The 23,339-nt window shown below is 35.2% G+C and carries 19 protein-coding genes and 2 pseudogenes; 14 read left to right on the top strand and 7 right to left on the bottom strand.

Annotated elements, in window-relative coordinates:
- Nucleotides 1-74: 74 nt before the first annotated feature.
- From RV04_RS04165 to RV04_RS04180, 4 genes are all read right to left on the bottom strand, one after another.
- Nucleotides 75-1,835, bottom strand: a complete 1,761-nt coding sequence (locus RV04_RS04165) for a CocE/NonD family hydrolase (protein WP_071857221.1) — start codon at nt 1,833-1,835, stop codon at nt 75-77.
- A gap of 156 nt (nt 1,836-1,991) precedes the next feature.
- The gene (locus RV04_RS04170) at nt 1,992-2,528 is read right to left on the bottom strand and encodes a cysteine hydrolase family protein (RefSeq protein ID WP_071857222.1); all 537 of its coding nucleotides are present in this window, start codon (nt 2,526-2,528) and stop codon (nt 1,992-1,994) included.
- On the bottom strand, nt 2,521-3,102 hold the full coding sequence (locus RV04_RS04175; RefSeq protein ID WP_071857223.1) for an isochorismatase family protein: 582 nt from the start codon (nt 3,100-3,102) through the stop codon (nt 2,521-2,523). Before RV04_RS04175 ends, RV04_RS04170 begins: the two co-directional genes overlap by 8 nt.
- Before the next feature lie 10 nt (nt 3,103-3,112).
- Nucleotides 3,113-4,339, bottom strand: a complete 1,227-nt coding sequence (locus tag RV04_RS04180) for an MFS transporter (RefSeq protein WP_084405515.1) — start codon at nt 4,337-4,339, stop codon at nt 3,113-3,115.
- A 122-nt stretch (nt 4,340-4,461) separates the two neighbouring features.
- Here RV04_RS04180 and RV04_RS04185 point away from each other — a divergent pair, with 122 nt between their 5' ends.
- On the top strand, nt 4,462-5,040 hold the full coding sequence (locus tag RV04_RS04185; protein WP_071857224.1) for a TetR/AcrR family transcriptional regulator: 579 nt from the start codon (nt 4,462-4,464) through the stop codon (nt 5,038-5,040).
- 81 nt (nt 5,041-5,121) lie between these two features.
- On the opposite strand, the gene xerS is transcribed toward RV04_RS04185, so the two are convergent.
- Nucleotides 5,122-6,231, bottom strand: coding sequence for a tyrosine recombinase XerS (xerS, locus tag RV04_RS04190; RefSeq protein WP_071857225.1), 1,110 nt, complete (start codon nt 6,229-6,231; stop codon nt 5,122-5,124).
- A 204-nt stretch (nt 6,232-6,435) separates the two neighbouring features.
- Between xerS and RV04_RS04195 the strand changes: the two genes are divergently transcribed.
- The 13 genes and pseudogenes from RV04_RS04195 (at nt 6,436) to RV04_RS04255 (ending at nt 20,130) form a co-directional block, all read left to right on the top strand.
- Nucleotides 6,436-7,473, top strand: coding sequence for a bifunctional transcriptional activator/DNA repair enzyme AdaA (locus RV04_RS04195; RefSeq protein ID WP_084405516.1), 1,038 nt, complete (start codon nt 6,436-6,438; stop codon nt 7,471-7,473).
- Nucleotides 7,474-8,114: 641 nt separating this feature from the next.
- The gene (locus RV04_RS04200) at nt 8,115-9,008 is read left to right on the top strand and encodes an SDR family oxidoreductase (protein ID WP_071857226.1); all 894 of its coding nucleotides are present in this window, start codon (nt 8,115-8,117) and stop codon (nt 9,006-9,008) included.
- Between the two features lie 142 nt (nt 9,009-9,150).
- The gene (gene amaP, locus RV04_RS04205) at nt 9,151-9,726 is read left to right on the top strand and encodes an alkaline shock response membrane anchor protein AmaP (protein ID WP_071857227.1); all 576 of its coding nucleotides are present in this window, start codon (nt 9,151-9,153) and stop codon (nt 9,724-9,726) included.
- An 11-nt stretch (nt 9,727-9,737) separates the two neighbouring features.
- Complete coding sequence (locus tag RV04_RS04210) at nt 9,738-9,938, top strand: DUF2273 domain-containing protein (protein ID WP_071857228.1); 201 nt, start codon at nt 9,738-9,740, stop codon at nt 9,936-9,938.
- A gap of 58 nt (nt 9,939-9,996) precedes the next feature.
- Nucleotides 9,997-10,620 carry an Asp23/Gls24 family envelope stress response protein gene (locus tag RV04_RS04215; RefSeq protein ID WP_084405517.1) on the top strand — a complete coding sequence of 208 codons (624 nt, stop codon included), beginning with the start codon at nt 9,997-9,999 and terminating at the stop codon, nt 10,618-10,620.
- A gap of 26 nt (nt 10,621-10,646) precedes the next feature.
- On the top strand, nt 10,647-10,895 hold the full coding sequence (locus tag RV04_RS04220; RefSeq protein ID WP_071857229.1) for a GlsB/YeaQ/YmgE family stress response membrane protein: 249 nt from the start codon (nt 10,647-10,649) through the stop codon (nt 10,893-10,895).
- A 295-nt stretch (nt 10,896-11,190) separates the two neighbouring features.
- Nucleotides 11,191-12,198: a LacI family DNA-binding transcriptional regulator gene (locus tag RV04_RS04225; RefSeq protein ID WP_071857230.1), complete on the top strand. Its 1,008-nt coding sequence runs from the start codon at nt 11,191-11,193 to the stop codon at nt 12,196-12,198.
- 201 nt (nt 12,199-12,399) lie between these two features.
- Complete coding sequence (locus RV04_RS04230) at nt 12,400-13,818, top strand: tagaturonate reductase (protein ID WP_071857231.1); 1,419 nt, start codon at nt 12,400-12,402, stop codon at nt 13,816-13,818.
- A gap of 18 nt (nt 13,819-13,836) precedes the next feature.
- Nucleotides 13,837-15,250 (top strand): annotated as a pseudogene (uxaC, locus tag RV04_RS04235) (glucuronate isomerase).
- A gap of 125 nt (nt 15,251-15,375) precedes the next feature.
- Nucleotides 15,376-16,809: a glycoside-pentoside-hexuronide (GPH):cation symporter gene (locus tag RV04_RS04240; protein ID WP_071857443.1), complete on the top strand. Its 1,434-nt coding sequence runs from the start codon at nt 15,376-15,378 to the stop codon at nt 16,807-16,809.
- A 96-nt stretch (nt 16,810-16,905) separates the two neighbouring features.
- A pseudogene (locus RV04_RS04245) lies at nt 16,906-18,410 on the top strand (UxaA family hydrolase).
- Nucleotides 18,411-18,476: 66 nt separating this feature from the next.
- On the top strand, nt 18,477-19,121 hold the full coding sequence (locus tag RV04_RS04250) for a bifunctional 4-hydroxy-2-oxoglutarate aldolase/2-dehydro-3-deoxy-phosphogluconate aldolase (RefSeq protein ID WP_071857232.1): 645 nt from the start codon (nt 18,477-18,479) through the stop codon (nt 19,119-19,121).
- Between the two features lie 4 nt (nt 19,122-19,125).
- Nucleotides 19,126-20,130, top strand: coding sequence for a sugar kinase (locus tag RV04_RS04255; RefSeq protein ID WP_071857233.1), 1,005 nt, complete (start codon nt 19,126-19,128; stop codon nt 20,128-20,130).
- A gap of 1,880 nt (nt 20,131-22,010) precedes the next feature.
- Here the strand turns inward: RV04_RS04255 and RV04_RS04260 are convergent.
- Both RV04_RS04260 and RV04_RS04265 read right to left on the bottom strand, forming a co-directional pair.
- Nucleotides 22,011-22,733, bottom strand: coding sequence for an SDR family oxidoreductase (locus tag RV04_RS04260; protein WP_071857234.1), 723 nt, complete (start codon nt 22,731-22,733; stop codon nt 22,011-22,013).
- Complete coding sequence (locus tag RV04_RS04265) at nt 22,717-23,217, bottom strand: RrF2 family transcriptional regulator (protein WP_071857235.1); 501 nt, start codon at nt 23,215-23,217, stop codon at nt 22,717-22,719. Before RV04_RS04265 ends, RV04_RS04260 begins: the two co-directional genes overlap by 17 nt.
- Between the last annotated feature and the right edge of the window lie 122 nt (nt 23,218-23,339).

Raw genomic sequence — 23,339 nt, forward strand, 5'->3', positions numbered from 1 at the left:
TGACTCCGTTCCAATCAATCATTGTAGTGGTATCAGTATAAAAGTATCAACCTTTATTTACAAGTTTTTGAAGCTTAGTCTACCAATAATGGTAATTGAAGATAAGAGGCATACTCACCACCGGTATGAAGGGTATGAGTTCCTTGATTATCGGGTGTACATCCAGGAGTGCCTGGCATAACAGATCCAAGTTCATCTTTTGTACTAATAACGACGCGTAATGTTTCACCAGCTTGGTAGTTTAACCCCATGGGACTTAAAACAATATCCAATTCGACAATTTCACCAGCAGCAACTTTCTCTACCTGATTAAATGTGTAGGCAGGGATTTCATCTGTTGCAACTTGTTCATCTAGTTTACGCATTGAAGCACGTAAACGGCCCCAAGCACCTTTATAGCGCAATGCCGAAGCTCCTTCTTGAGTAAAATCTTGCAGTGCAGCCCCATGGTTAGGGACAACAAATTCACTTAAAACATTTCCAAATTTGTCTAATTTTTGAACCCAGACAAAAACATCCATGTCATCATAGTCGTTCACTTCCATAAATAATTTAGCTTTTGGATAGCCGACAAACGTTGTTGCTTGGTCAAAAGTCATTTGGAATGACGTACGACCGGGTAGAACTGCAGAACTATACGTAACGGGTACATCCGTGGTAGAAGCATTTTCTTGTAACGTTCGAGATTGGCCATTCATAAAGTAACGTTTATTTTCACTAGTAACCGGTGGGAAAGATTCTGCGGGAATATCCGTTTGATTGCCACCTTGAAAATCAAGAATTGAATAACGAACAGTTGGTGTAGCCAACCAATCATTTTCTTTTCCAAGAAGGTAGTAGTCAAAGAAACGACGCAACTCTTCAATATTTTTTTCTTCATAATAGTAGGGCCATTCCTGACGATCGTGGATTCGTAGCCATTTTTCTTTTGAGCCAAGTGTACGCCATGAACGGAAAGTACCCATTGTGTGAAGGGTATTTGAATAACTAGCAATCACAAATGCAGGGACAGTGATCTTACTTGGGTCGGCTTTTTTATCCTGCCAAATAGCTGCATTTGCTAAAGGATAGCGATCCATTTCTTTCACTAAATCTTCTCGTTTTGCACCAGTCGCACTTACGTGGTTGACTTGTAACCGTTCAATGAAATTTTTATCTGGGATACCGCCGATATAAGCTAAATCACGGTAACCATCCGCTAATCCTTCAGTTGGGTTAATACACGTTAAATGAGGCGGTTGTTCAGCTGCGATATACCATTGTGAAAATGCTAAGTAAGACGTTCCAGTCAAAGCTGTTTTACCATTCGACCATGCTTGATCTGCTAACCATTCGATCAAATCATAGCCATCTTCTGCTTCTTGTGAACCGATCATCGTTGTATCACCTTCACTGTGTGCGATGCCACGCATGTCCGGATTACAAACAGCATAACCATGTGCACACCAATAATCAGGATCAGGAGCTTCGAATTTAGTTAAACCAGAATTCCAGTGATTACCCATGCCCAGCATATTAAATAAATTTTTATAACGTGGAGCTGTTCCAGCACTTTTACCATATGGACTCCAAGCAACTAGAACAGGAACCTTTTCTTCTGTTATAGGTAAGTAAATATCTGTATAGATTGTGACGCCATCTCTTAATTTTACGGGAACGTCTTTTAATAATTTAATATCACCAGTTAGCGGTTTAAAACCTTCAGCAATAACAGTACCTTTTTTTAGTAGTACTTCTTTTGTTTCAAAGGGACTCAAGACACCATGTTCGATACCATTATCGATATAGTCAAATGAAGGACTGAAACACATTTCTTTTTTTATTTCTGTAGTCATGATTGCTACCTCCGTATATAAATTCTTTAACAGCACTGAGTATAGAACCAAGTGTTATAGAAGTACAATCGCAATTTTGTATAGCGCATTTTGCTAAAAAAGTGATATACAAAAAATGAATAATAATACCCGAAAAAAAGTGTAAATAGATAAAGTCTATTTACACTTTTTACAATCCAATAATTCATTCAGATAGTCATTCGTTTTTTGTACATTTTCAAAATTGCTTAGTGCTTTTAACTGAGTATTTTTATTTTTTGCACCTGTTGCATCTGAAAGGATAACTGTTTGAAAACCTAATTTTTTAGCTGTTTTTTCGGTTTTTAACACACCGTTATCGGTAGAGATACCGGTGATCACCAAAGAGTGAATACCGTTCATTTTTAATAAACTTTCTAAATTTGTATTCTTAAAAGCGCTTGGGCCTTCTTTGGTTATTTGAAAAGCTTCCTTAGAAAATGAAAGGAGACTCTTTGTAAATTTTTTCTTTAAATTCTTAGAGAAAAAAGGAGGGGCGACCGTTACAATAAAAAATGGTAAACCTTTTTGCTGGAACGAATCAACTAGTCTCTGATTATTTTTGATGATTTGGTTCAATTTTGTTTGAGTCAAATTCTTGTAGAAATGGTTAGCGATGAATTTTACGCCTACTTGAATATCAATTACGAGTAAAGCAGTATCTTTACTAATCATGGGTTTCAAGTTCCAATATATCAGATAATTTGATGACCGAACCTAGTTTAGGATATAGTTTTTTAAAAAACAAATTGTGCATTTCAGTATCTCTGTCAGCAGTGGCATCTTCGACAATATAAAGTTTGTAACCATATTGAAAAGCATCTAAGGCGGTTGCGTATACCCCATTACTAGTTGATACTCCGGATAAAATAATTGTATCAATTCCTCTTCGACGTAATTGAAGATCTAAATCAGTCCCGAAAAAAGCGCCTGGGTTATGTTTGGTGATTTGAATGACGTTTTTAGCTGCTTCGTCCTTTGCAATATCCATTGAGAGTTCTGTATATAGTTTAGGAAAAGGCGTTTCTTCTGCTCGGTTTATTCGTGAAGGATGTAAATAAGAAAAAGTTGTTCCATCGACATTTACAAGAACAATAAGGGCGTCAGTATGCTTGAAGAAGTTGGCTAATTTGTTTGACGCAGATAAAATTTCTTCGTTTGTATAGGGCGACATTGACCGAGAGTTCATAATGCCTTTTTGAATATCTATTGCTACATATGCGGTTTTTGATAAATTTATTTCGTTCATTGAGACCATCCTAATTTTGAATTTTTAAATGTTTAAAATTGGTTCCATAATTGATTAAATTAAAAATAATACAGATTACGGCAAAGAAAAAGACCATCCTGTAATCAAAGCTAGCGGCAATTGCTGATCCTGCCAACGGTCCAATCACTGCTCCGATCGATTGCATTGTTTGGTTGTAACTAAAGATACGACCTGTTGCTTCAATAGGTGTATTGCGTGAAAGAATAATCTGTACGCTTGGTGCTAAGGCAGCATCACTTACGCCGATAAAAAGTCTTAAAATAATGACTTGCCAGATATTGGTCGTAAATCCTAGTAATAGGTAAATAATTAAGGACACGCTGATTCCAATAAAAAGTATTTTGTATTGTCCGATTTTGTCTCCAAGTCGCCCAAATAGAGGGGCTACAAATATCATGACAAGTCCAGGTGCAGAAGCAACGATTCCACTAAAAATAGTAACCATTTGGGAATTGCTAACGAGTTCTCTAACGTAAAGACTAAGAATTGGACTGATTGATTTATCGGTCAATTGTAAAATCATGGTGGTAAACAACATACCGATTACGATATTTGGAGAGGTTATTTTTTTGAGCATATCCCGAGCTGGTAAAATATCAGTTTTTTTCTTTGGTTCAAATTTTTCTTTTACAAAGAAAACAGTTAGCAGAAAAACAAGAAACATGATACTACCAGTGAGTGCAAATGCTGCACGATAACTGGTATGGGCAACGATCATTCCACCCACGATTGGACCAAGTAATGTACCAGCAACTGTGCCGGTTGATAAAGTACCTAAAACTTGGCCAGATTTTTCTTTAGGAGTAATAATCGCCATCAATGCGATGGAGTTACTAGTAAAACCTGAGAATGCTCCTAATAACATTCGTAATACAAGCAATTGCCAAATAGAAGTAACAAAAGCCATTAAAAAAATAGTAATCGCCATTCCTAAGCTAGCTCTTATCAGCATCGGTTTTCGTCCTTTTTGATCAGCTAATTTCCCCCAAAATGGCGAGACAATAGCAGTCATCAAATAGGTACTGGCAAAGATGATCCCACTGTCAAAGCTCAATTCTTTATGTGTGAAGTTTCCTAAAGAATCAATGAACAGTGAGAGAAAAGGGGAAACGATACTCGCTCCAATTCCTGTCATAAAAGCCCCAAACCAAAGTATCCGTAAATTTCGTTGCCACAATTCACCGCCGAAAAACCAATTTTTAAGTTTCGACACGATAATTCCTTCTTTCTAAATTAACAAACGTAAATATAAACTACTAATAGTAGCTTGTCAATTATTGATTAGTAACTTACAGTTGTGTTATCCTAAATTTTAGATAGCATAAGGAGATAAAATTTATGAAAGATACGGAGAATTCTTCTCAAAAGCGTGATTTATCTAAAGAAAAAATTATCAATCTGTACATTAAATTAACCCATGAAATAGGTCTTAATAAAGTAAGTTTTCCTAGAATTGCTGAAAAATTAGAAGTTAAGACCCCATCACTATATAACCACTTTAAAAATTTAGATGATTTAAAAATTCAAACAGCGATTTATTTACATCAAGAGCTTAATGAATTGTTAATGAAAGAATTAGTAGGTAAATCTAAAGGTGAGGCGCTTTTACAATATGCCTTAACTTATCGTACATTCTCTAAAAAATTTTCTTCGGTGTATGAGTTATTAAATACAATTCCATTGATGCAAAATACAGGATTGAGTGAAGCGGGTGCTAAAAGCAATCAAGTGTTGACTAAACTTCTTACTAGTTTTGATCTCTCTGAAGAAAAAACGATTGTTAAAAGTAGATCGTTTAGGAGCATGTTGCATGGCTATATCACGTTAAATCAACTCGGATATTTCCAAAATCCTCGGATGGACGATGATGAAAGTTTTAATCTGATGATTGAAGAATTTATTTCAGAAATGAAATAGAACGCAAAAGTTATCAAAAAAACCATATAAAACCCCGATTTATTAAACAGGGGTCTTATATGGTTCTTTATTTAAGCTTGTTTACGTCCACAAATCATTCATCGCATCGCGTTTTTGTTTGCCGGCGATATGTGTATAAACGGTTGTAGCTGAAGTGCCGGATTGACCAAGCTGCTCGGCAACTTGGATCAAAGAATTGGTTTTGCTGTATAGTTGTGTTGCCACTGAGTGACGCAGTTTATGAGGAGATATTTTTATTTTGAAACTTTCGGAATATTTTCCGACCATTGCTTCAACTGCGCCACTGGCGATCCGTTTTGCTTTACCTCGATAGCGTGTTAAAAAAAGCGCAGTCTCTGTTTCAGCTGGCTGATAAAGATTTTCTCGTTGAGCCAGGTAATTCGTTAAAAATTCCATAGCAATCGATGAGATAACGACCATATCCCATTTTCCACCTTTACGGTAAACCCGTGCTTCACCAGAAGTTAGATCTAAATCTTGAACATTCATATTGACTAATTCTGAAAGACGCATCCCAGTACCTAAGAAGAGTGCAATGATTGCTAGATCACGGACTTGATTTTTCTTAAAAGCGGTGATTGCTTGCCGTGTTTCTAAAGTATCGATATAGCGATGTTCGATATAGTCTAAAAAGTCGATGGCTTCTTCGTCTAAAAATAATTTTTTTTCTATTGCAGCTCCACGTTCGGCCATTGTTTTATTGTCCTTGACATTCGCTACTTTTGCCATCATATTATGTTCAAGATAAGGTTTTCCGCTATTACGATCAACAGCATCGTTTAAGTAATTGAAGAGGGAACGTAAGGCTGTAATACCACGTTGGACAGTAGCATTTTGTCTCAACGGTAAAGACTGATCATTTTCTTCTAAACGTTTTTGAGTTGTTTCTTTTAGAATTTTAGGGGCCTTGACTAAATGTGCTTTATAAAATTCTAAATCTTCTGGCCATAAATTAGCGAATTCAGTTAAAGTAACTTCTGATATCTTATCTGCAGAAGAGAAACTTTCTTGAATCAGCCAGTTTAAAAAACGACGATATTCTTTTGCATATTCATAAAGAGTGATGGATGAGTATTGATCTCCACTTTTTTTTCGGAAATAGTTTTGGATAAACCAAGGGAAGAATTGAATTTCTTCTTCCATTCGACGATTGGCTTCTTGTTGATTCATCTACGCCAGCTCCTTTATAGAAGAAAGTATAAATCAGCTTTTTTAAAATGTCAAACATTAGTTATTTTATATGTATTTTACATTGTTTAAACATATTTACTACTAATTTACTGGTTATTTAAATCTATAAAATTAGTTGTTCAATTTTCGTAAGAATAATACTTGCTAACGTAGTAAACTAAAGCTGTAAAGGAGGCGAGTACAATGATTGTTTCTTTAGAACAACAAAAAGAATATTACCAAGCTTTAATAACTAAAAATCGTGCCTATGATGGAATTTTTTATGCGGGGATTAAAACAACAGGTATATTTTGTCATGCGTCATGTACAGCACGTAAGCCTAAATTTGAGAATTGTGAATTTTATAAGACCGCTCAAGAAGCATTATTAGCGGGCTATCGGCCATGTAAAATCTGTCGACCACTGTCATTTCCACAAATGATTCCTGAAGAAGTTCAATTATTGGTCGATGCGGTGGAGGAACAACCTGAAAAGCGATGGAAAGAAGCCGATTTTTCTAAGCTTGGGTTGCATTCTGCTAGTGCAAGAAGAAAGTTCAAAGAAGTTTATCAGATGACTTTTGTCCAATATGCGCGAGCAAGACGAATGGGAATAGCTTTTAAGGAAATTAAAAAGGGCAGTAAAGTAGTCGATCAACAATTGGAAGTAGGGTATGAATCGGCAAGTGGATTTAACGACGCCTTCAGCAAAATTATGGGTAATCCAGCTAAAAAAGTGGTAGGGACACCTTTGATTGCTTCATTTATATCCATACCCATTGGGCGTATGTTGTGTTTAGCAGATGAGAATTATTTATATTTATTGGAGTTTGAAGACCGACGCGGACTTGAGCTTGAAATTGAAAAATTACGTAGCAAATATAATTTTCGCATTCTATACGGTCAGACATTAATCAGTAAGCAAGTTGAGCAGCAACTCAATGAATATTTTGCAAGGAAGAGGATGACTTTTTCGATTCCGCTATTTTATGATGGGACAGATTTTCAAAAAAAAGTGTGGAGAGAATTGGAACTAATTCCTGCTGGAAATACGCGGAGTTATCAAGAAATAGCTATTCGTTTGGGAGACAGAAATAAGGTCAGGGCAGTAGGCAGAGCGAATGGTTTAAATAAAATAGCGATTATAATTCCTTGCCATAGGGTGATTGGACAAAATGGTCAACTGACCGGTTATGCGGGAGGCTTAGCTCGTAAAAAATATTTACTTGATTTAGAAAAATAGATCGTTAAAAAAGTGCCTTTACTAGGCACTTTTTTTAGGTTAAGAGAACGATAATACGCAATAATTCATCAGTTGAATAAAGAACTATTAATATCGCAAATGAATTTTTTAAAATAAAAACTATAAGCGTCACATAGCCCGATGGATCATCGATTTATCGAAAGCCCCTTTAAAATAAGAAAATCTTCCATTTTTGTCCTTGATCATATTCATTCATTCTCAAAAAATTTTTTTTTGATTGAATAACTACAGTAAAAACCAAGAAACGTCTTCTTAAATCATTCTTTTCCGGTCTTCTTAAATCATTCTTTTCCGGTCTACTTATATAATTAATAAAATAAATCGTTTTTTATAAAATTGATTTTTATAGTTATAATTTTTGAAACCCTTTTCTAAAAGGATCAAGAAATGGAGATTGACATAAAAAGAGTACCGCTATTTTATTGTATGTTATTTTTATTTTTCGATAAATATTAGAAGCTTCAAGTAATAGAAGTTCTATTTATAACCTTTTATCGATAAAAGGCCTATTTTTATCGATTTTTCAGTAAAAACATTGTGAATGTTGGTGCAAAAAGGCGTATCATTTTTAAAAAATTTTAAAGTACGTTAAGATAAATATAGAAAGTGAGGAGAAATAAATGACAGAACCCGTTTTAAGAGATCCGAGAAAGTTATTTTATAATGATCGTTTTGAAAAACAAGATCAAGATACTCCCGCTCTCCAAACAAACATGACACCACGACCAGATTGCGGCGAAGAAAGTTATGTTGGAAGTAAAAAAATGGAGAATCGCAGAGTATTGATTACTGGAGCAGATTCAGGAATTGGACGCGCAGCTGCCATCGCATTTGCTCGTGAAGGTGCAGATGTGGCTTTCCAATACTTCCCAGGTGAAGAAAAAGATGCAAAGGAAGTTGCTGAACTGATAGAAGCAGCTGGAAGAAAAGCCGTATTACTTCCCTATGATTTGAGGGATGAACAGGCACCAAAAGAAATCGTTGCAAAAGCAGTCGCAGAATTAAATGGATTAGATACATTAGTTCTTAACTCAGCACAACAAATTTCCCAAGAATCGATTGAAACTTTACCTATTCAACAAGTAAAAGATACATTTACCATAAATATTATTTCGATGTTTGCGATTGTCCAAGAAGCAGTCAGTCATCTGCCTGCCGGTAGCAGTATTATTACGACGACTTCGGTACAAGCATTTAATCCTAGTGATAATTTAATGGATTATGCAGCTACAAAAGCAGCTATTGCAAACTTTACGGTTAGCTTAGCCACCCAATTAGCTAAAAAAGGTATCCGTGTCAATGGAGTAGCACCAGGACCAATCTGGACACCGCTTCAGTTGGATCAAGGACAGCCTGAAGAAAAATTACCAGATTTTGGACAACAAGCATTATTAGAAAGAGCTGGACAACCAGTTGAACTGGCACCAGTATATGTCTTCTTAGCTTCAAATGATGCAAGCTATGTTACTGCTCAAATTTATGGTGTAACGGGTGGCGAGCCGATCAATCTTTAACACCAGTATTTAATAATGGTTTTATTAAGAGAAAGCTAATTCTCTTTGTTGATAGTTACTAGACTGATTCAAAAGTATACGAACAACAGACTAATAATCAGAGTACTTCGAATCAGTTGCAATATATTGAAGGAGGTGCGTCATGAATCGTGGATTAAAAGCAGTTGGGATTATTGTTTCAGTGATATTGATATCGGTGTTCTTGATAGTCCTTGCAATCAGTTCTCCATATTTAAGTTTACCATTTGGAATGAAACGTACAGAATTCTTGCTAGGCTCACTGTCAAATTATTATTTCCGACAATATCTATTTTGGGTCGCGTTGGTGCTTATTGCTATCTTGTTAATTTTTATCTTATTCCTCATCTTCTATCCGAAGGCAAAACAAACTTTTGTACTCAAAGAAGACAAAGGTCAATTGACGTTAGATAAAAAAGCAATTGAAGGGTTTGTTCGTTCAAAACTAAATGGTGTGGGCTTCGTCTCATCACCAAATGTTAAAGTAAGAGCGACAAAAAATAAAATTAAGGTAAAAGTTAAAGGTCAATTAACACGAACTTCTTCTATTATTGGAAAAACAGGAACTTTAATGGAAGAAATCCAACGAGAATTACAAGATATTTTAGGTAGCCAAGAAAAAGTTAAAGTTGATATCACATTTGCAAAATATGATGATGAGCATGATAAAAATGAAGCAAATCGCTCACGAGTAGAATAGGAGGGAGTTCCATGAAAAAAATATATGAACAATATAAACTCCCGATTATTTTCGGGGGACTAGGTTTGATACTTGCTATCTTGTTTGTTTCTATTGGCTTCTTTAAAACTTTGTTAATTATCATTTTAACTGGTTTAGGAGTGGCTCTTGGGTTCTATCTTGAACAAACGGGCTTGTTAAATGAATTTTTTAATCAGCGAGAAAACAAATAAATTATTTTTACTTACTAAAAAATGAATTAGAATTTTAAACAAGACGGAGGAATTTATAATGGCTAACAATTTTGAAAACAATAATTTGAATCAAACTCCAGGTGTTGCTGGACAAACAAGAGCGCAACACGCAGCTAATCCCAATTTTAAGGATACTACAAAAAATGATCGTGCAGATAATGTCAAAGGTGAATTGACTTATGACGACAAAGTTATTCAAAAAATCGTGGGTAAAGCGGTTGAACAAATCGATGGCTTGCTAACTGTTGATGGCGGATTTTTCTCTAATATCGCTGAAAAATTAGTCAATACCGATAACGTAACTGCGGGCATCGAAACAGAAGTCGGCAAAAAACAAGTTGCTGTGGATATGGATGTTGTGATTGAGTATGGACGTGATATTCCAGCGATCGATAATCAAATTAAAAAAGTTATCACAGATGAAGTTGCACACATGACACATCTCGAAGTTATCGAAGTGAATGTAAATGTTGTCGATATCAAGTCAAGAGCTGAGTATGAAGATGAGAGTGAAACGGTTCAAGATAAAGTAACTGGAGCCGCAAAAACAACAGGTCAATTTGCTTCTAAGCAAACAGATAAAGCTAAAAATGCGGTAAGCCGAGGCACGAACAAAGCACAAGCAAAAATAGAAGAAAATCGTGAACCTCGAGTACAATAAAAAAATAAGATAGAGGAGGAATTATCATGGGTTTAATTTGGTCATTAATCGTAGGCGCTATTATTGGTGTGATTGCAGGAGCGATCACTGGAAGAGGTAACAGCATGGGCTGGATTGCTAATATCATTGCTGGTTTAGTCGGTTCTGCTTTAGGTCAAGCGTTATTAGGTAGTTGGGGACCATCACTAGCAGGTATGGCTTTAGTTCCTTCAATTATTGGAGCTGTTATTTTAGTCTTAATTGTTTCACTTATTTTAGGTAGATCAAAAGCCTAATTATTGATTTTTAGAAGAATAATAGCAAACAATCACTAAAATATTTATGTTGAAATGATTAAAATTGGTCAATGTAGACTTGCTTTAAATTTCAAAAGTATGATACCCTCGTGTTCTTATAAGAAGAGCACGGGGGTATTATTTATGTAACTTTAATAGTATAGGGTTATTTATGATGATATACTATCCCTGAAATTCATTTTTTTATACAAACTAATTATACTTATATAAAGAAACCACTATAGTACATAAAAAGAGACTGCTTTTTAAATAAACGACAGGGAGTGATAACGAGATGGTAACGAGTAAAGATGTTGCAAAAGCAGCCAATGTTTCTCATATGACTGTTTCAAGAGCTTTTCAACCAAACAGTAGCATCAAAAAAGACACGCGAGAAAAAGTTTTAGCAGTTGCAAAAAAATTGAATTATATCCCCAATTATAATGCTAAAAGTTTAGTCATGAATCGGAATTTTTCAATTGGGCTCTTTTTTAGTTCGATGGAAGGAACCTCAGAAGTTTTTTTAGGGGATTTGGTTAATCAAATCTATCAACAATTGCCTCATAATTATTTATTATCAGTCAATAGTATCGATAAGATGAATATTAATGGTGCAAAGAACTCACTCATTGAAGCAGTGATCGGCCGTTTTGATGGTGTCATCATAGCGACTCAATCCGAAAAAGATGATGCATTTATTGACTATCTACATAAATTAAATTTGCCTATCGTGGTAATGAATCGATACATAGAAAATACAGAAATTTATAATGTATCAACGAATGAGTCTGTTGGTATTCAAGAAATGGTCGATTATTTAGTTGAATGTGGTATCAAGACTGTTGGAACGATCAAAGGATTTTCTAGTTTTTCTTCTGCTAAAAAGCGATATCAAAAATTAGTAGAAGCTTGTAATCATGCTGGAATTACCATCGTTCATTCGGCAATCGAAGAAGGAAAATATACACTTGCAAGTGGTTATGAAGCCATGAAAAAAATTATTGCAAATAATGACGTCTTGCCAGAAGTAATCGTTTGCGGCAATGATGATATGGCGATTGGAGCCATCAAAGCATGTAATGAAGAGCGTTATTTGGTTCCGAATGAGCTTGCGATTATTGGATTTGATGATACTAACTATGCGAAGTATATGAATCCCGCATTAACGACAATCCATAAGCCTTATCGAGAAATGGCTCAAAAATCAATGGAGATTTTATTAGATTTATTAGAAGAAAAAGCGCCTAAAAAATACAAATATAATATCGATAGCGGATTAATAGTTCGTGATTCTGTAAGATAAAAATGAGGAACTCAAAGACTAGGTAAATAGAAATATTTGCACTAGTTTTTATTTTTTCAAAAAAGTTATTGATTTCACAATAAAATGATGATAAGCTCTTCCTAACAAATGTTCACGCTAACAAAGATGAATGTAAAGTATTGAAATATTTTTTTACAGCTATTGTTAACGTTAACAAAGAAGAATGTTAGGAGCAACTGCATGAAAAAAATTACGGAAATTAAAATGGATAAAAAAGTTTTACCTACAAAAATAATTCAATTTGGCGAAGGAAACTTTTTACGAGCATTTATTGATTGGCAGATTCAACAGATGAATAATCAACAATTATTTAATGGAGGAATAACGATTGTTCAACCAATTGAAAATGGAATGATCGATCATTTAGAAGCGCAAAAAAATCTTTATACTGTAACATTAGAAGGATTGTTAGATGGAGATAAAGTTCAAAGTGATGAAGTGATCACAGCAATCAATAACACAATTAACCCCTATACAAATTTTTCAGATTACTTAAAACTTGCTGAAGAGGACACAATTGAAGTTATTTTTTCAAATACTACTGAAGCAGGCATTACTTATGATGAAACAGATAAAAAAGAGGCTGCACCCGCAAAATCCTATCCGGGTAAATTAACTCAATTATTATACAAACGATTCGAATTAGGGAAGCCGGGTTTTCATATCATCCCATGTGAATTGATTAACTATAATGGAGAAAAATTGAAAGAAATCATTTTAAACTATGCTGATTTATGGAATCTAGGTGTGGTATTTAAAGAATGGATCGCAAAGGAAAATTATTTTTATGGCACATTAGTTGATCGAATTGTTCCGGGATTTCCTCATGAAAATAAAGAAGAAGTATTTGAGCGGATTGGTTACGAAGACAATATGTTAGTCAAAGCAGAGGCTTTCTTACTCTTTGTGATTGAAGGAAATAAAAAATTAGCCGAAGTTTTACCATTTAAAGAAGCAGGATTAAATGTAATCATTACCGATAATATGCAACCATATCGTGAACGAAAGGTCAGATTGTTAAACGGACCACATACGACCATGACACCATTAGGTCTATTGGCTGGGATTGACACTGTGGGCTCCGTTATGAATGATATAGATTTTGCTCCATTTATCCACGATGAAATGACGAAAGAGATCTCACCAATCATTGATTTACCAAAAGAGGAACTTGCTTCTTACTGCGAAGCAATCAAAGAACGTTTCGAAAATCCATTTGTTCACCATGAGTTGCAGTCGATCGCCTTAAACAGCATTTCAAAATACAAAACAAGATTGTTGCCGGGAGTCATTCAAACACTGAACGAAACAAATCAAGTGCCACAGCGGATGGTTGCGGCATTGGCAGCCTTGCTAGTTATCTATGGTAATTACGATGAAATCGCCGTTCAACCTGTGGATGGGGAAGAGACAATCGCTAAATTTAAAGAAATGAAGACGTCAAATGATTATGTACACACGGTATTGAGCGATCAAGAACTTTGGGGAGAAGACTTGACTAACTACCCTGAGTTAGAGAAGACAGTAAAAAATGATGTCGCGGTTATCTTGACGCAAGGTGCACGCAAATTAGTACAGAACATAAATCAAAATTCATAATAATAAGGAGAAAATGCTATGTTTTTAGATCAAGATTTTTTATTAACTACGGATATTGCAAAAAAACTCTTTAACGAGTACGCAAAAGAAATGCCAATCATCGATTATCATTGCCACTTAAACCCAAAAGAAATCTATGAAGATAAAAACTTCAATAATATCACGGAAGCTTGGCTGACAGAAGGAAATAATTTTGGTGATCATTATAAATGGCGACTAATGCGAGCAAATGGTGTACCGGAGGAATTGATCACTGGAAATGGTGATCCTTATGAAAAATTTTTAGCCTTTGCTGAGGTGCTAGAAAAAGCTTATGGCAATCCAATTTTTGAATGGTGTCATCTTGAATTGAGACGTTTCTTTGATATCGAGACTGTTTTAACAACAGAAACAGCTCCAGAAATTTGGGAAGAAGCAAATAAAAAATTAGCTGAATCTTCTTTTTCAAGAAAAAGTCTAATTCGAAATATGAACGTGAAAGCCCTATCGACTACCGATGATCCAATCGATGATTTACATTACCATGAACTGTTGAAAGTGCAAGAAAATGAAAATGGATTTAAAGTGATCCCTGGTTTTAGACCGGACAAGGCATTAAATATCCATAAAACTGATTTTTCTGAATATATCGATCGTTTGAGTGAAGTTAGTGGTATCAAAATAAATCAATTCAAAGATGTGGTAAATGCGTTAGAAAAACGAGTGGAGTATTTTGAAAAATACGGCTGTACCATATGTGATCATGCATTAGACAGTATGGATTATCAAGAAGCAACAGTTGAAGAATTAAATGAAATCTTAGGTAAAGCGCTTCATAATCAATCATTGAGTTCAAAAGAAGTCGCACAATATCGTTCAGCATTATTAGTTTCACTGATTAAAGTTTATGCAGAGCATGATTGGACGATGCAATACCATATGCATGCTCTTAGAAACTTGAATTCAACGACTTTCAAACGCATGGGGGCAGATACAGGATATGATGCGATCAATGATGAAACGGTGGCTGTTCTTAGGTAAATTATTAGACGCCGGTTATAAAGAAGGGGAGTTACCAAAAACAATCATCTATTCGTTGAATCAAAATGATTGGATGCAGTTACTGACGGTCATGGGCTGTTTCCAAGGCGGAATGAAACAAAAAATCCAATTTGGAACCGCATGGTGGTTCAACGATACTAGAGCAGGGATGCGTAATCAATTACAACTACTGATGGAACAAAGTTTATTAGGTAATTTTATTGGTATGCTGACTGATTCTCGTAGTTTCTTAAGTTATCCCCGCCACGAATATTTCCGTCGTGTGTTGTGTGAGTTGATTGGGGAAATGGTTGAGCGAGGCCAAATTCCTAATGATGAAAAGCGTTTAGGAAAAATGGTCCAAGATATCAGTTTCAACAATGCCGATGAATATTTTGGCTTTTTAAAATAATTGTCTTTGACGAGACAGATAGATATAGCGACTGTTTGTCTCGTTTAAAATTTTATTAGGTGAAAACAGGTGCTTTAAATCAAGAAGGAAAGAAGAAGGAAACAAATGTAGGAAATAAAACTAGGATTCCAAAACCAGGAGCCCCAGTAGCTAAAGTGAGCAATGGTAAATTGTCTTGGAAAGAAAAAATCGCTTATGGTTTTGGAGATTTTGGGAATGGCTTTATGTTTGACTTAGGTCAAGCCTATTTAACTAAATTTTTTACAGATGTAGCAATGATCGCTCCTGGAATTGTCGGTACTATCTTTGCAGTTACTAAAATTTTCGATGCGTTTATGGATCCTTTAGCAGGTTCGTTTATCGATGGCCGTAAGAAGATTAGCCATCGAGGGAAGTTCCGTCCAGTTATGATGGTCTCCGCCTGTGTTTTAGCAGTATTAACCGTCGTTACCTTTACAATGCCTAACATTTCAATGAAAGGTAAAATTATATACGCATTATTGACCTATATGGCTTGGGGCGTTGTCTATAGTTTTACAAATGTTCCCTACGGATCACTTGCCTCCGTCATGACTAGAAATGTTGAAGATCGTGCCGAGTTAGCAACGACAAGACAAGCGGGTTCTTTAGGGGCGCAGTTAGTAACGGGAGTCGCGTTTATACCAATCGTGATGATGTTTACGAATCATGGTGGCAAACCTAGTGCTCATGGGTATACAATTGCAGCTTTAGTAATGGCTGTAGCGGGTGTTTTAGGTTTTGTCGTTTGTTATTTAGGAACGCGTGAACATGTCAAAGTAAATCGTCAAGCATCAGATACGAAACGCGAGGGCTTCAAAGAATATACCAAAGTAATTTTCACGAATAAACCTTTAGGTGCCATGATTTTATTAACATTATTTACGATATCTGCTATGAATACGAATAATACAATGATGGTTTATTTCTGCCAATATAATTTAGGAAACTTAGCATTACAGCCAATTGTTAACGGTATCATGATGGGGGCATCAGTCGTGGCGATTCTTTTGATCCCAACTTTAGTAAAACGTTTCGGTAAAAAACAAACAGCAATTGTTTCATTTATTATTGGTGCGGTTGCTAATGGTCTAAACTTCATTTTGCCAACTAATATTATCACCTTTATTCTTTTAGTAACGATTGGTTATGTCGCTTTAGCAATTCCCAATGGTATCACCTGGGCCTTTGTGTCAGATGTGATTGATTATGGGGAATGGCATACAGGAATTAGAAAAGAAGGAATCACTTACGCGGCATTCAACTTCTCAAGAAAATTAGCGCAATCATTAGCAGCAATTATTTCAGCAGGAATTTTGGGCTTAACAGGTTATATTGCTAATGAACATCAATCAGCCAGTACATTATTAGGAATAAAAAGTGCCATGACGCTATATCCAGCAATCGCATTAGTTATGGCTGCGATCATCATCTTCTTCTTATATGGATTATCAGATGATAAATATCGTCAAATCGCTGAAGACCTTTCTAATGGACGTTGGGAACATGGACTTATCGGTGAAAGTAAAAAAGAAGATTAACTAGTTAACAAAGGAAGAATACTCAATGAGTGTTCTTCCATATGTTAACGTGAACACTTATTTCAGTTATGGAGGGATCAAACGATGAACGGTGTGATGGAAAATAAAAGTGCAATAAAAGATATCATGGAGTTGAATCCCTGTGACAATGTTGTTGTAGCACTTCATCCAATAAAAAAAGGAACAATGATTAGTGAAGGCGAATTAGCTTTAAACGTAATAAATGATATTCCGCAAGGGCATAAAATTGCCTTGTGCGATTTGAAGAAAGATGAAGACGTGATTAAATACGGTGCGTCGATCGGTCATGTCACTACAGATGTCAAACAAGGGGAATGGCTACACACACATAATGTAAAAACCAATCTAAATGATGAGCTAGAATACAGTTATGAGCCAGAATTACGCACAATTACATACCCAAAAGCAGCAGGAACATTCCAAGGTTATCGTAGAAAGAATGGAAAAGTTGGCATTAGGAATGATCTATTTATTGTTCCAACAGTTGGTTGTGTCAACGGGATTGCTGAGCGTATCGTTGAGTTGTTCAAGCTCAATCATCCAACAATCGCACCCTTCGATAATATTACGATTTTAAAACATCCTTATGGTTGTTCACAATTAGGAAATGATCACGAAAATACACGGAAGATTTTAGCAGATGCAGTCAAACATCCAAATGCGGGGGGTGTTCTAGTATTTGGTTTAGGATGTGAAAACAATACAGTTGATGGGTTTCGCGAATTATTAGGAGAGGTCGATCCTGATCGAGTAAAATTCTTAGTCGCTCAAAAAGTCGAAGATGAAATTATTACAGGTGCAAACTTATTAGAAGAAATATATCAAGCAGCTAGAAAGGATCACCGTGAAGAGATTCCTTTAGCTGAATTAAAAATAGGGTTGAAATGCGGAGGTTCAGATGGTTTTTCGGGAATCACTGCGAATCCATTATTAGGGATGTTTTCTGATTTCTTGATTTCTCAAGGGGGAAGTACTGTCTTAACAGAAGTTCCCGAGATGTTTGGTGCAGAACAACTATTGATGGCTCGGGCAGAAAATCAAGAAGTATTTGAAAATATCGTTGATCTGATTAATGACTTCAAGCATTACTTTACGAATTATGGCGAACCTATCTATGAGAATCCTTCTCCAGGAAATAAAGAGGGGGGATCACGACATTAGAAGACAAATCCCTTGGTTGTACACAAAAAGCGGGAACTGCTCCAGTAGTTGATGTCTTGAATTACGGAGAAAAACTGAGAAAAACAGGTCTGAGTTTGTTAGAAGGTCCGGGCAATGATTTAGTAGCAGCGAGCAATTTAGCTTCGGCAGATTGTCAATTGGTCTTATTTACAACCGGAAGAGGAACACCTTTTGGATCTTATGTCCCGACGATGAAAGTCGCAACCAACAATGAAATCTTTCAGGCGAAACCTCATTGGATGGATTTCAACGCAGGAAGATTATTGAATGAGGATAAAGAACGTGTTTTGACTGATTTTATCGCTAAAATAATTGCTGTTGCCAGCGGAGAAGAAACACGAAATGAGGAAAATAATTTTAGAGAAATTGCCATTTTCAAAAATGGAGTCACATTATAAAAAAATTGTAGGATAAAATCTTAAAAATATTCTTGGTAGCTCTTGTTAGGAAGAAAGGGATTCATTATGAAAAAAAATATTATTTTGAATAAATTAGAAACCGCAGGTGTGATTGCGGTAGTGCGTGGGAAAAATAAAACTGAAGCAATAAAATCAACCGAAGCGCTGATTGCTGGAGGAATGAAGGGAATCGAGTTAACCTTTACCGTGCCACGAGCGGAAGAAGTGATTGCAGAATTGGTCGAGATGTATGCCGATCATCACGATGTGGTAATTGGAGCGGGGACGGTCTTAGATGCGATCACAGCAAGAATTGCCATCATGGCTGGTGCAGAATACATCGTCAGTCCTTCATTTGATGCTGAAACTGCGCAGATTTGTAACTTGTATCAAATTCCGTATTTACCAGGTTGCATGACGATTACTGAAATGAAAGAGGCCTTAAAAGCTGGAAGTGATATCATCAAGTTATTCCCTGGTTCAGCATTTGGCCCATCAATCGTTAGTGCTTTCAAGGCTCCGTTGCCTCATTTAAATATTATGCCGACGGGCGGCGTTTGTTTAGAAAATATGCAAGAATGGTTTGATGCAGGAGTAACTGCTGTCGGTGTCGGTGGAAATTTATTAGCACCAGCGGAAACCGGAGATTTTGAGACAGTGACGAAAGTTGCACAGCAATATATGGAAAAATTTGCAGAAATAAAGGGATGATCAGATGGCTAAAATAGTTACTTTAGGGGAAATAATGTTACGACTTTCTACAACTGTAGGGACAAGAGTCGCACGAGCCCATTCATTTAGAGCTCACTATGGCGGAGGAGAAGCCAATGTAGCCATTTCTTTGGCCAATTACGGACACCATGTGTCATTTGCAAGTAAAGTACCAGAAAATCATTTGGGGAAAGCGGCAATCGAACATTTGCGACGTTCAGGTGTCGATACGCAATTTATGCTAGCAGGTGGTGAAAGATTAGGAACGTACTACTTAGAGATGGGTAGTGGCGCACGAGCATCACAAGTAATCTATGATCGCAAAGGTTCAAGCTTTGCAGAAATGACAGCCTTAGAATGGGATATAGATCAATTATTTAAAGATGTTGCGATATTTCATATTTCAGGTATCACTCCAGCATTGTCGGATACCTGGCGATCGATGACACTAGATTTGATTAAAGCAGCTAAAAATTCAGGTTGTTTGATTAGTTTGGATATCAATTATCGTCAAAAATTATGGGGAACTAATGGCTGCAAAGCTTTTTTGAAAGAAGTTTTACCATTAATTGATATCTGTTCTGCTGGAAAATTAGATGCCCAATATTTATTAGAGATTTCGCCTTATACTGGTAGTGATAATGAAATGATTTATTATAATGAACAAATGCATCAGTTATATCCTAATATCAAGATTTTCTATTCTACGATCCGCACCGTTTATTCTGCCAGTCATAATGATTTAGTCGGAACATTTTGGTCAAATGGCAAGTATGTCGAATCACGGGTGCACACAATCAATCCAATTGTTGATCGTATCGGTGGAGGCGACGCTTTTGCTGGAGGGATTCTTCATGGAATTCTTACAAATCAAGAACCGCAACAAATTGTTGATTTTGCAACAGCAGCCTCAGCCTTAGAACATACGGTTTTTGGAGATGAAAATCAATTTTCCGAAAGTGAAATCATTGCCTATATGGCTAGTAGTTCTGGTGAAGTTTTACGATAGAAAGTTCTAAAAAACGTCTTTACAGACGTTTTTTTCTTATTATATGTTTTATAAATGATCACTTAGCTATCTAATTATGTAGGATGAATTATGGATTTAAAGCAACAGTAATTTCTGTTTTTCACTTGTCATATCCAAATTTCAGAAGTAGTATTCTTTAGTCGATTATTCAATAAATACATACTTGCTCATGGTAACTGGGCAATAAACTTCATTGGCTGGTAAGAGACCAGAAATTTTGAAAGGTGTATTCAAAACCCGATGCTTTTTTATTTATGGTTTGATGAAAGATTGACAATTGAAAAAGGCGAGTGAGTATTTTACAAGTTCAAGGCAACATCCCTAAATGAAAAATCTAAAATTAAAACAGTGTACCTTTGCAAGTGTCACAAGTTTAAACCCATGATTGGAGTAAGGACCATTTAACTTATTAGGGCCAGTTTTTAATTTTGACAGTTAATTCTCTAGCAAAATAATAGAAAATTTTTAAAGTCGCGAGAGACGCATTTTAAGCTCATTTCAAATTTTTATATGAGTGATGATAGCTAAATCGTTCCAAAATTATAGGAACCAGAGATTAACGGGGCTAAAAAGAGCGCCAATTATTATTTTTTATTCGCATGCTTTTTTTTGCAAAATTGCGCAAAGAAAGTTCACCAAAAATTTTAAAAATGCTGATATATCAAGGTTTCAAAATCTAATAGACAATAGGGGATGTATATAAATAACAATCTAAAGGAAAAATATTTCGATTTTATAAGGTAGTCTAGCAAAGACTTTTAAAAGATTTTATTCTCTTTAACGCTTTTTTAGTTCAATTACTAGAAAAAATATGCGTATATATTCGCTGATTAACGATTTTTACGTATAAAAAAGGATATTTCGCAAAAATGAAAAAGGTTTTTAAAAGTTTTTTTGTGTATTCAAGTTTAATTTAATAAGTACTAATAGTTGTAATTATTAAGTTAAAAAAACAAATTTTAGCTTTTATTAAGTGAGCTAAAAAATTTTCAAATAATAATATTTTAATCTATAAGCGCTACAATTACTAAGTTATCTTTTAAGAGGATAAACGAAAGGAAATTTTTAAATTTGAACGAACAACAAATTCAACTTACATAGTTAAAATATTTTTTTCAATTTACAGCGTTAAAAGAGCAAGAATAAAGCGAACCGTAAAGGCCATGAAATGTCGGTGAATTTTAAGGGAGGTATTTATTCTTTTTATGGTTTGAGAAAAACTAACATTATTCTTAAACCATAAAAGTCAATTACCTCCTTCTTTTTTTGTTTTTATAAAGTAATAGAGATTATTATCTATACTATTTTTCAGCATAACGCTTTTAAATGTAACAGCATACTCATTATTTAAACATTTATATAAAGTGAATATTCTTATTGTATGTATCGAGTGATGAATAAAAAGAATTGAATTGATTGGGTCAAGTACTAGATATTGTACAATCAATAATTATAAAAAGGAGCAATTTATAATCAAACCTGCGGGTACTATTATCCAAAGAAAAAACTTAAAACTATCAATAGTCTTCTGACGATAACTGTGTTGTAAACTAAAAAAAGCAGCTTTAAACACCTTTTCTTAGAAAAAGTATAAGTCAGAGATAATTATTTGAATTTAAATCTTTGCCCTCAATGGATTAAATTTGCGAAAAATGGAAATCCAGGTTGGGAAAATACGCTCATTCTAATGATATAAAGTATTTTGGAATGCTAGCTCCAGAAATGAGAGAGCAAGATAAACAAATAAAATTTTTAGAAAAAAATTTGACCGTCCTTTGATTTAACCGAGGTCTTGTGCTCTCTAACAATCATGAACAAGTAAGCCCAAATTTCAATTTGGGCTTACTTGTTTGTCTAATTTATAACTGAATTTTCCCTACTAGTTTTAGTAGTTTACTCATTCCAGGAACAATCGTTTCACGATTTTTTTTGATCCCATCGATCATCTTTCTTACTACTTCTGAAATTGGCACTTCGGGAACGCGATCGACGGATGCATTATCTTCTTCAGTCCCGCTAAACATCGGTTTTGAAGTTCTAGGGGGCGCCAATTCAAACACTTTGACAGGCGTCTTCTTTAATTGTTTGCGTAGTGATTGCGTATAAGAATGTAATCCTAATTTTGAAGCGCTGTAAATAGGCGCTTTATCAAATGCAAAGTATGCAATACCGCTGTTCACATTTAAAATAGCGGCCTCTTTTTGTTGCAATAAATGCGGTAAAAAGATTTGTGTCATCAAAATTGGGCCTGCTAAATTAGTGTTAACTTCATCTGCTATTCCTTTTGCTTTTGCAGTTTGAAATTTAATAGCATTCATCATGCCCGCATTGTTGATTAAAACATTCAGTGTTGGGAAATCTCGTGTAACTTGCTCATACAGATCCTGAATAGAATCAATATCTGTTACTTCCACTGAATAAGTGTGTAATTTTGGATACTGTTCTTTTGCTTGGTTCATTTTTTCTTTATTTCGTCCAGTAACAATTACTGTATTTCCTAGAGCTAATAATTGCTTAGCCATTTCAAGTCCAATTCCTGACGAGCCTCCTGTAATTAAAATCGTATCATTGATCAATTTCATGCTGATTTTCCTTCCTGCTTAAAATTATTTTTGCCCAGTCGATCGTACCCAGTCGAATGGATTCCTCTTCTAAAATTGTGGCTATTTTTATTTTTTTTAATGCTGCGGCATAGGCTTCACTAGCTTGATTAAAACCATCAATAAAATATTGCTCACTCTTCCTTGCGTGCTCTTTTCTAGAAAAAATTGTTTCAGCAACATTATTTGGAGTATAGGTTATCAGTGTGTTACTCTCAATGGCTTCAACAATGTCTAATAGAGTTATTTCCTTAATTTTTTTCTTTAATTCAAATCCCCCATCTTTACTAGCTGACGAGATAATAAGCTCATTTACAACTAATTGTCGTAGAACTTTTTTCAAAGAGGAATCTGATACATTTAATATTTCACTTAATTGGTTGCTCTTTAAAGGTTGATGTTCTTTTTGTGTGGCTAATATTAAAATGACATACAAGGCTTCTTCCACATGTTTACTTAAACGCATACGAATCCCTCCCATAATTTTATTCCGAAGAACCGTGGAATAATAAAATCTTTGGATATTATATTACTATGGAATGAAAAATGCAATAAGTAACACTCGAGTTGCGAGTAGATAAAAGACGT

This window comes from Enterococcus hermanniensis, assembly GCF_001885945.1.
GTDB classification, from domain to species: Bacteria; Bacillota; Bacilli; order Lactobacillales; family Enterococcaceae; genus Enterococcus_A; species Enterococcus_A hermanniensis.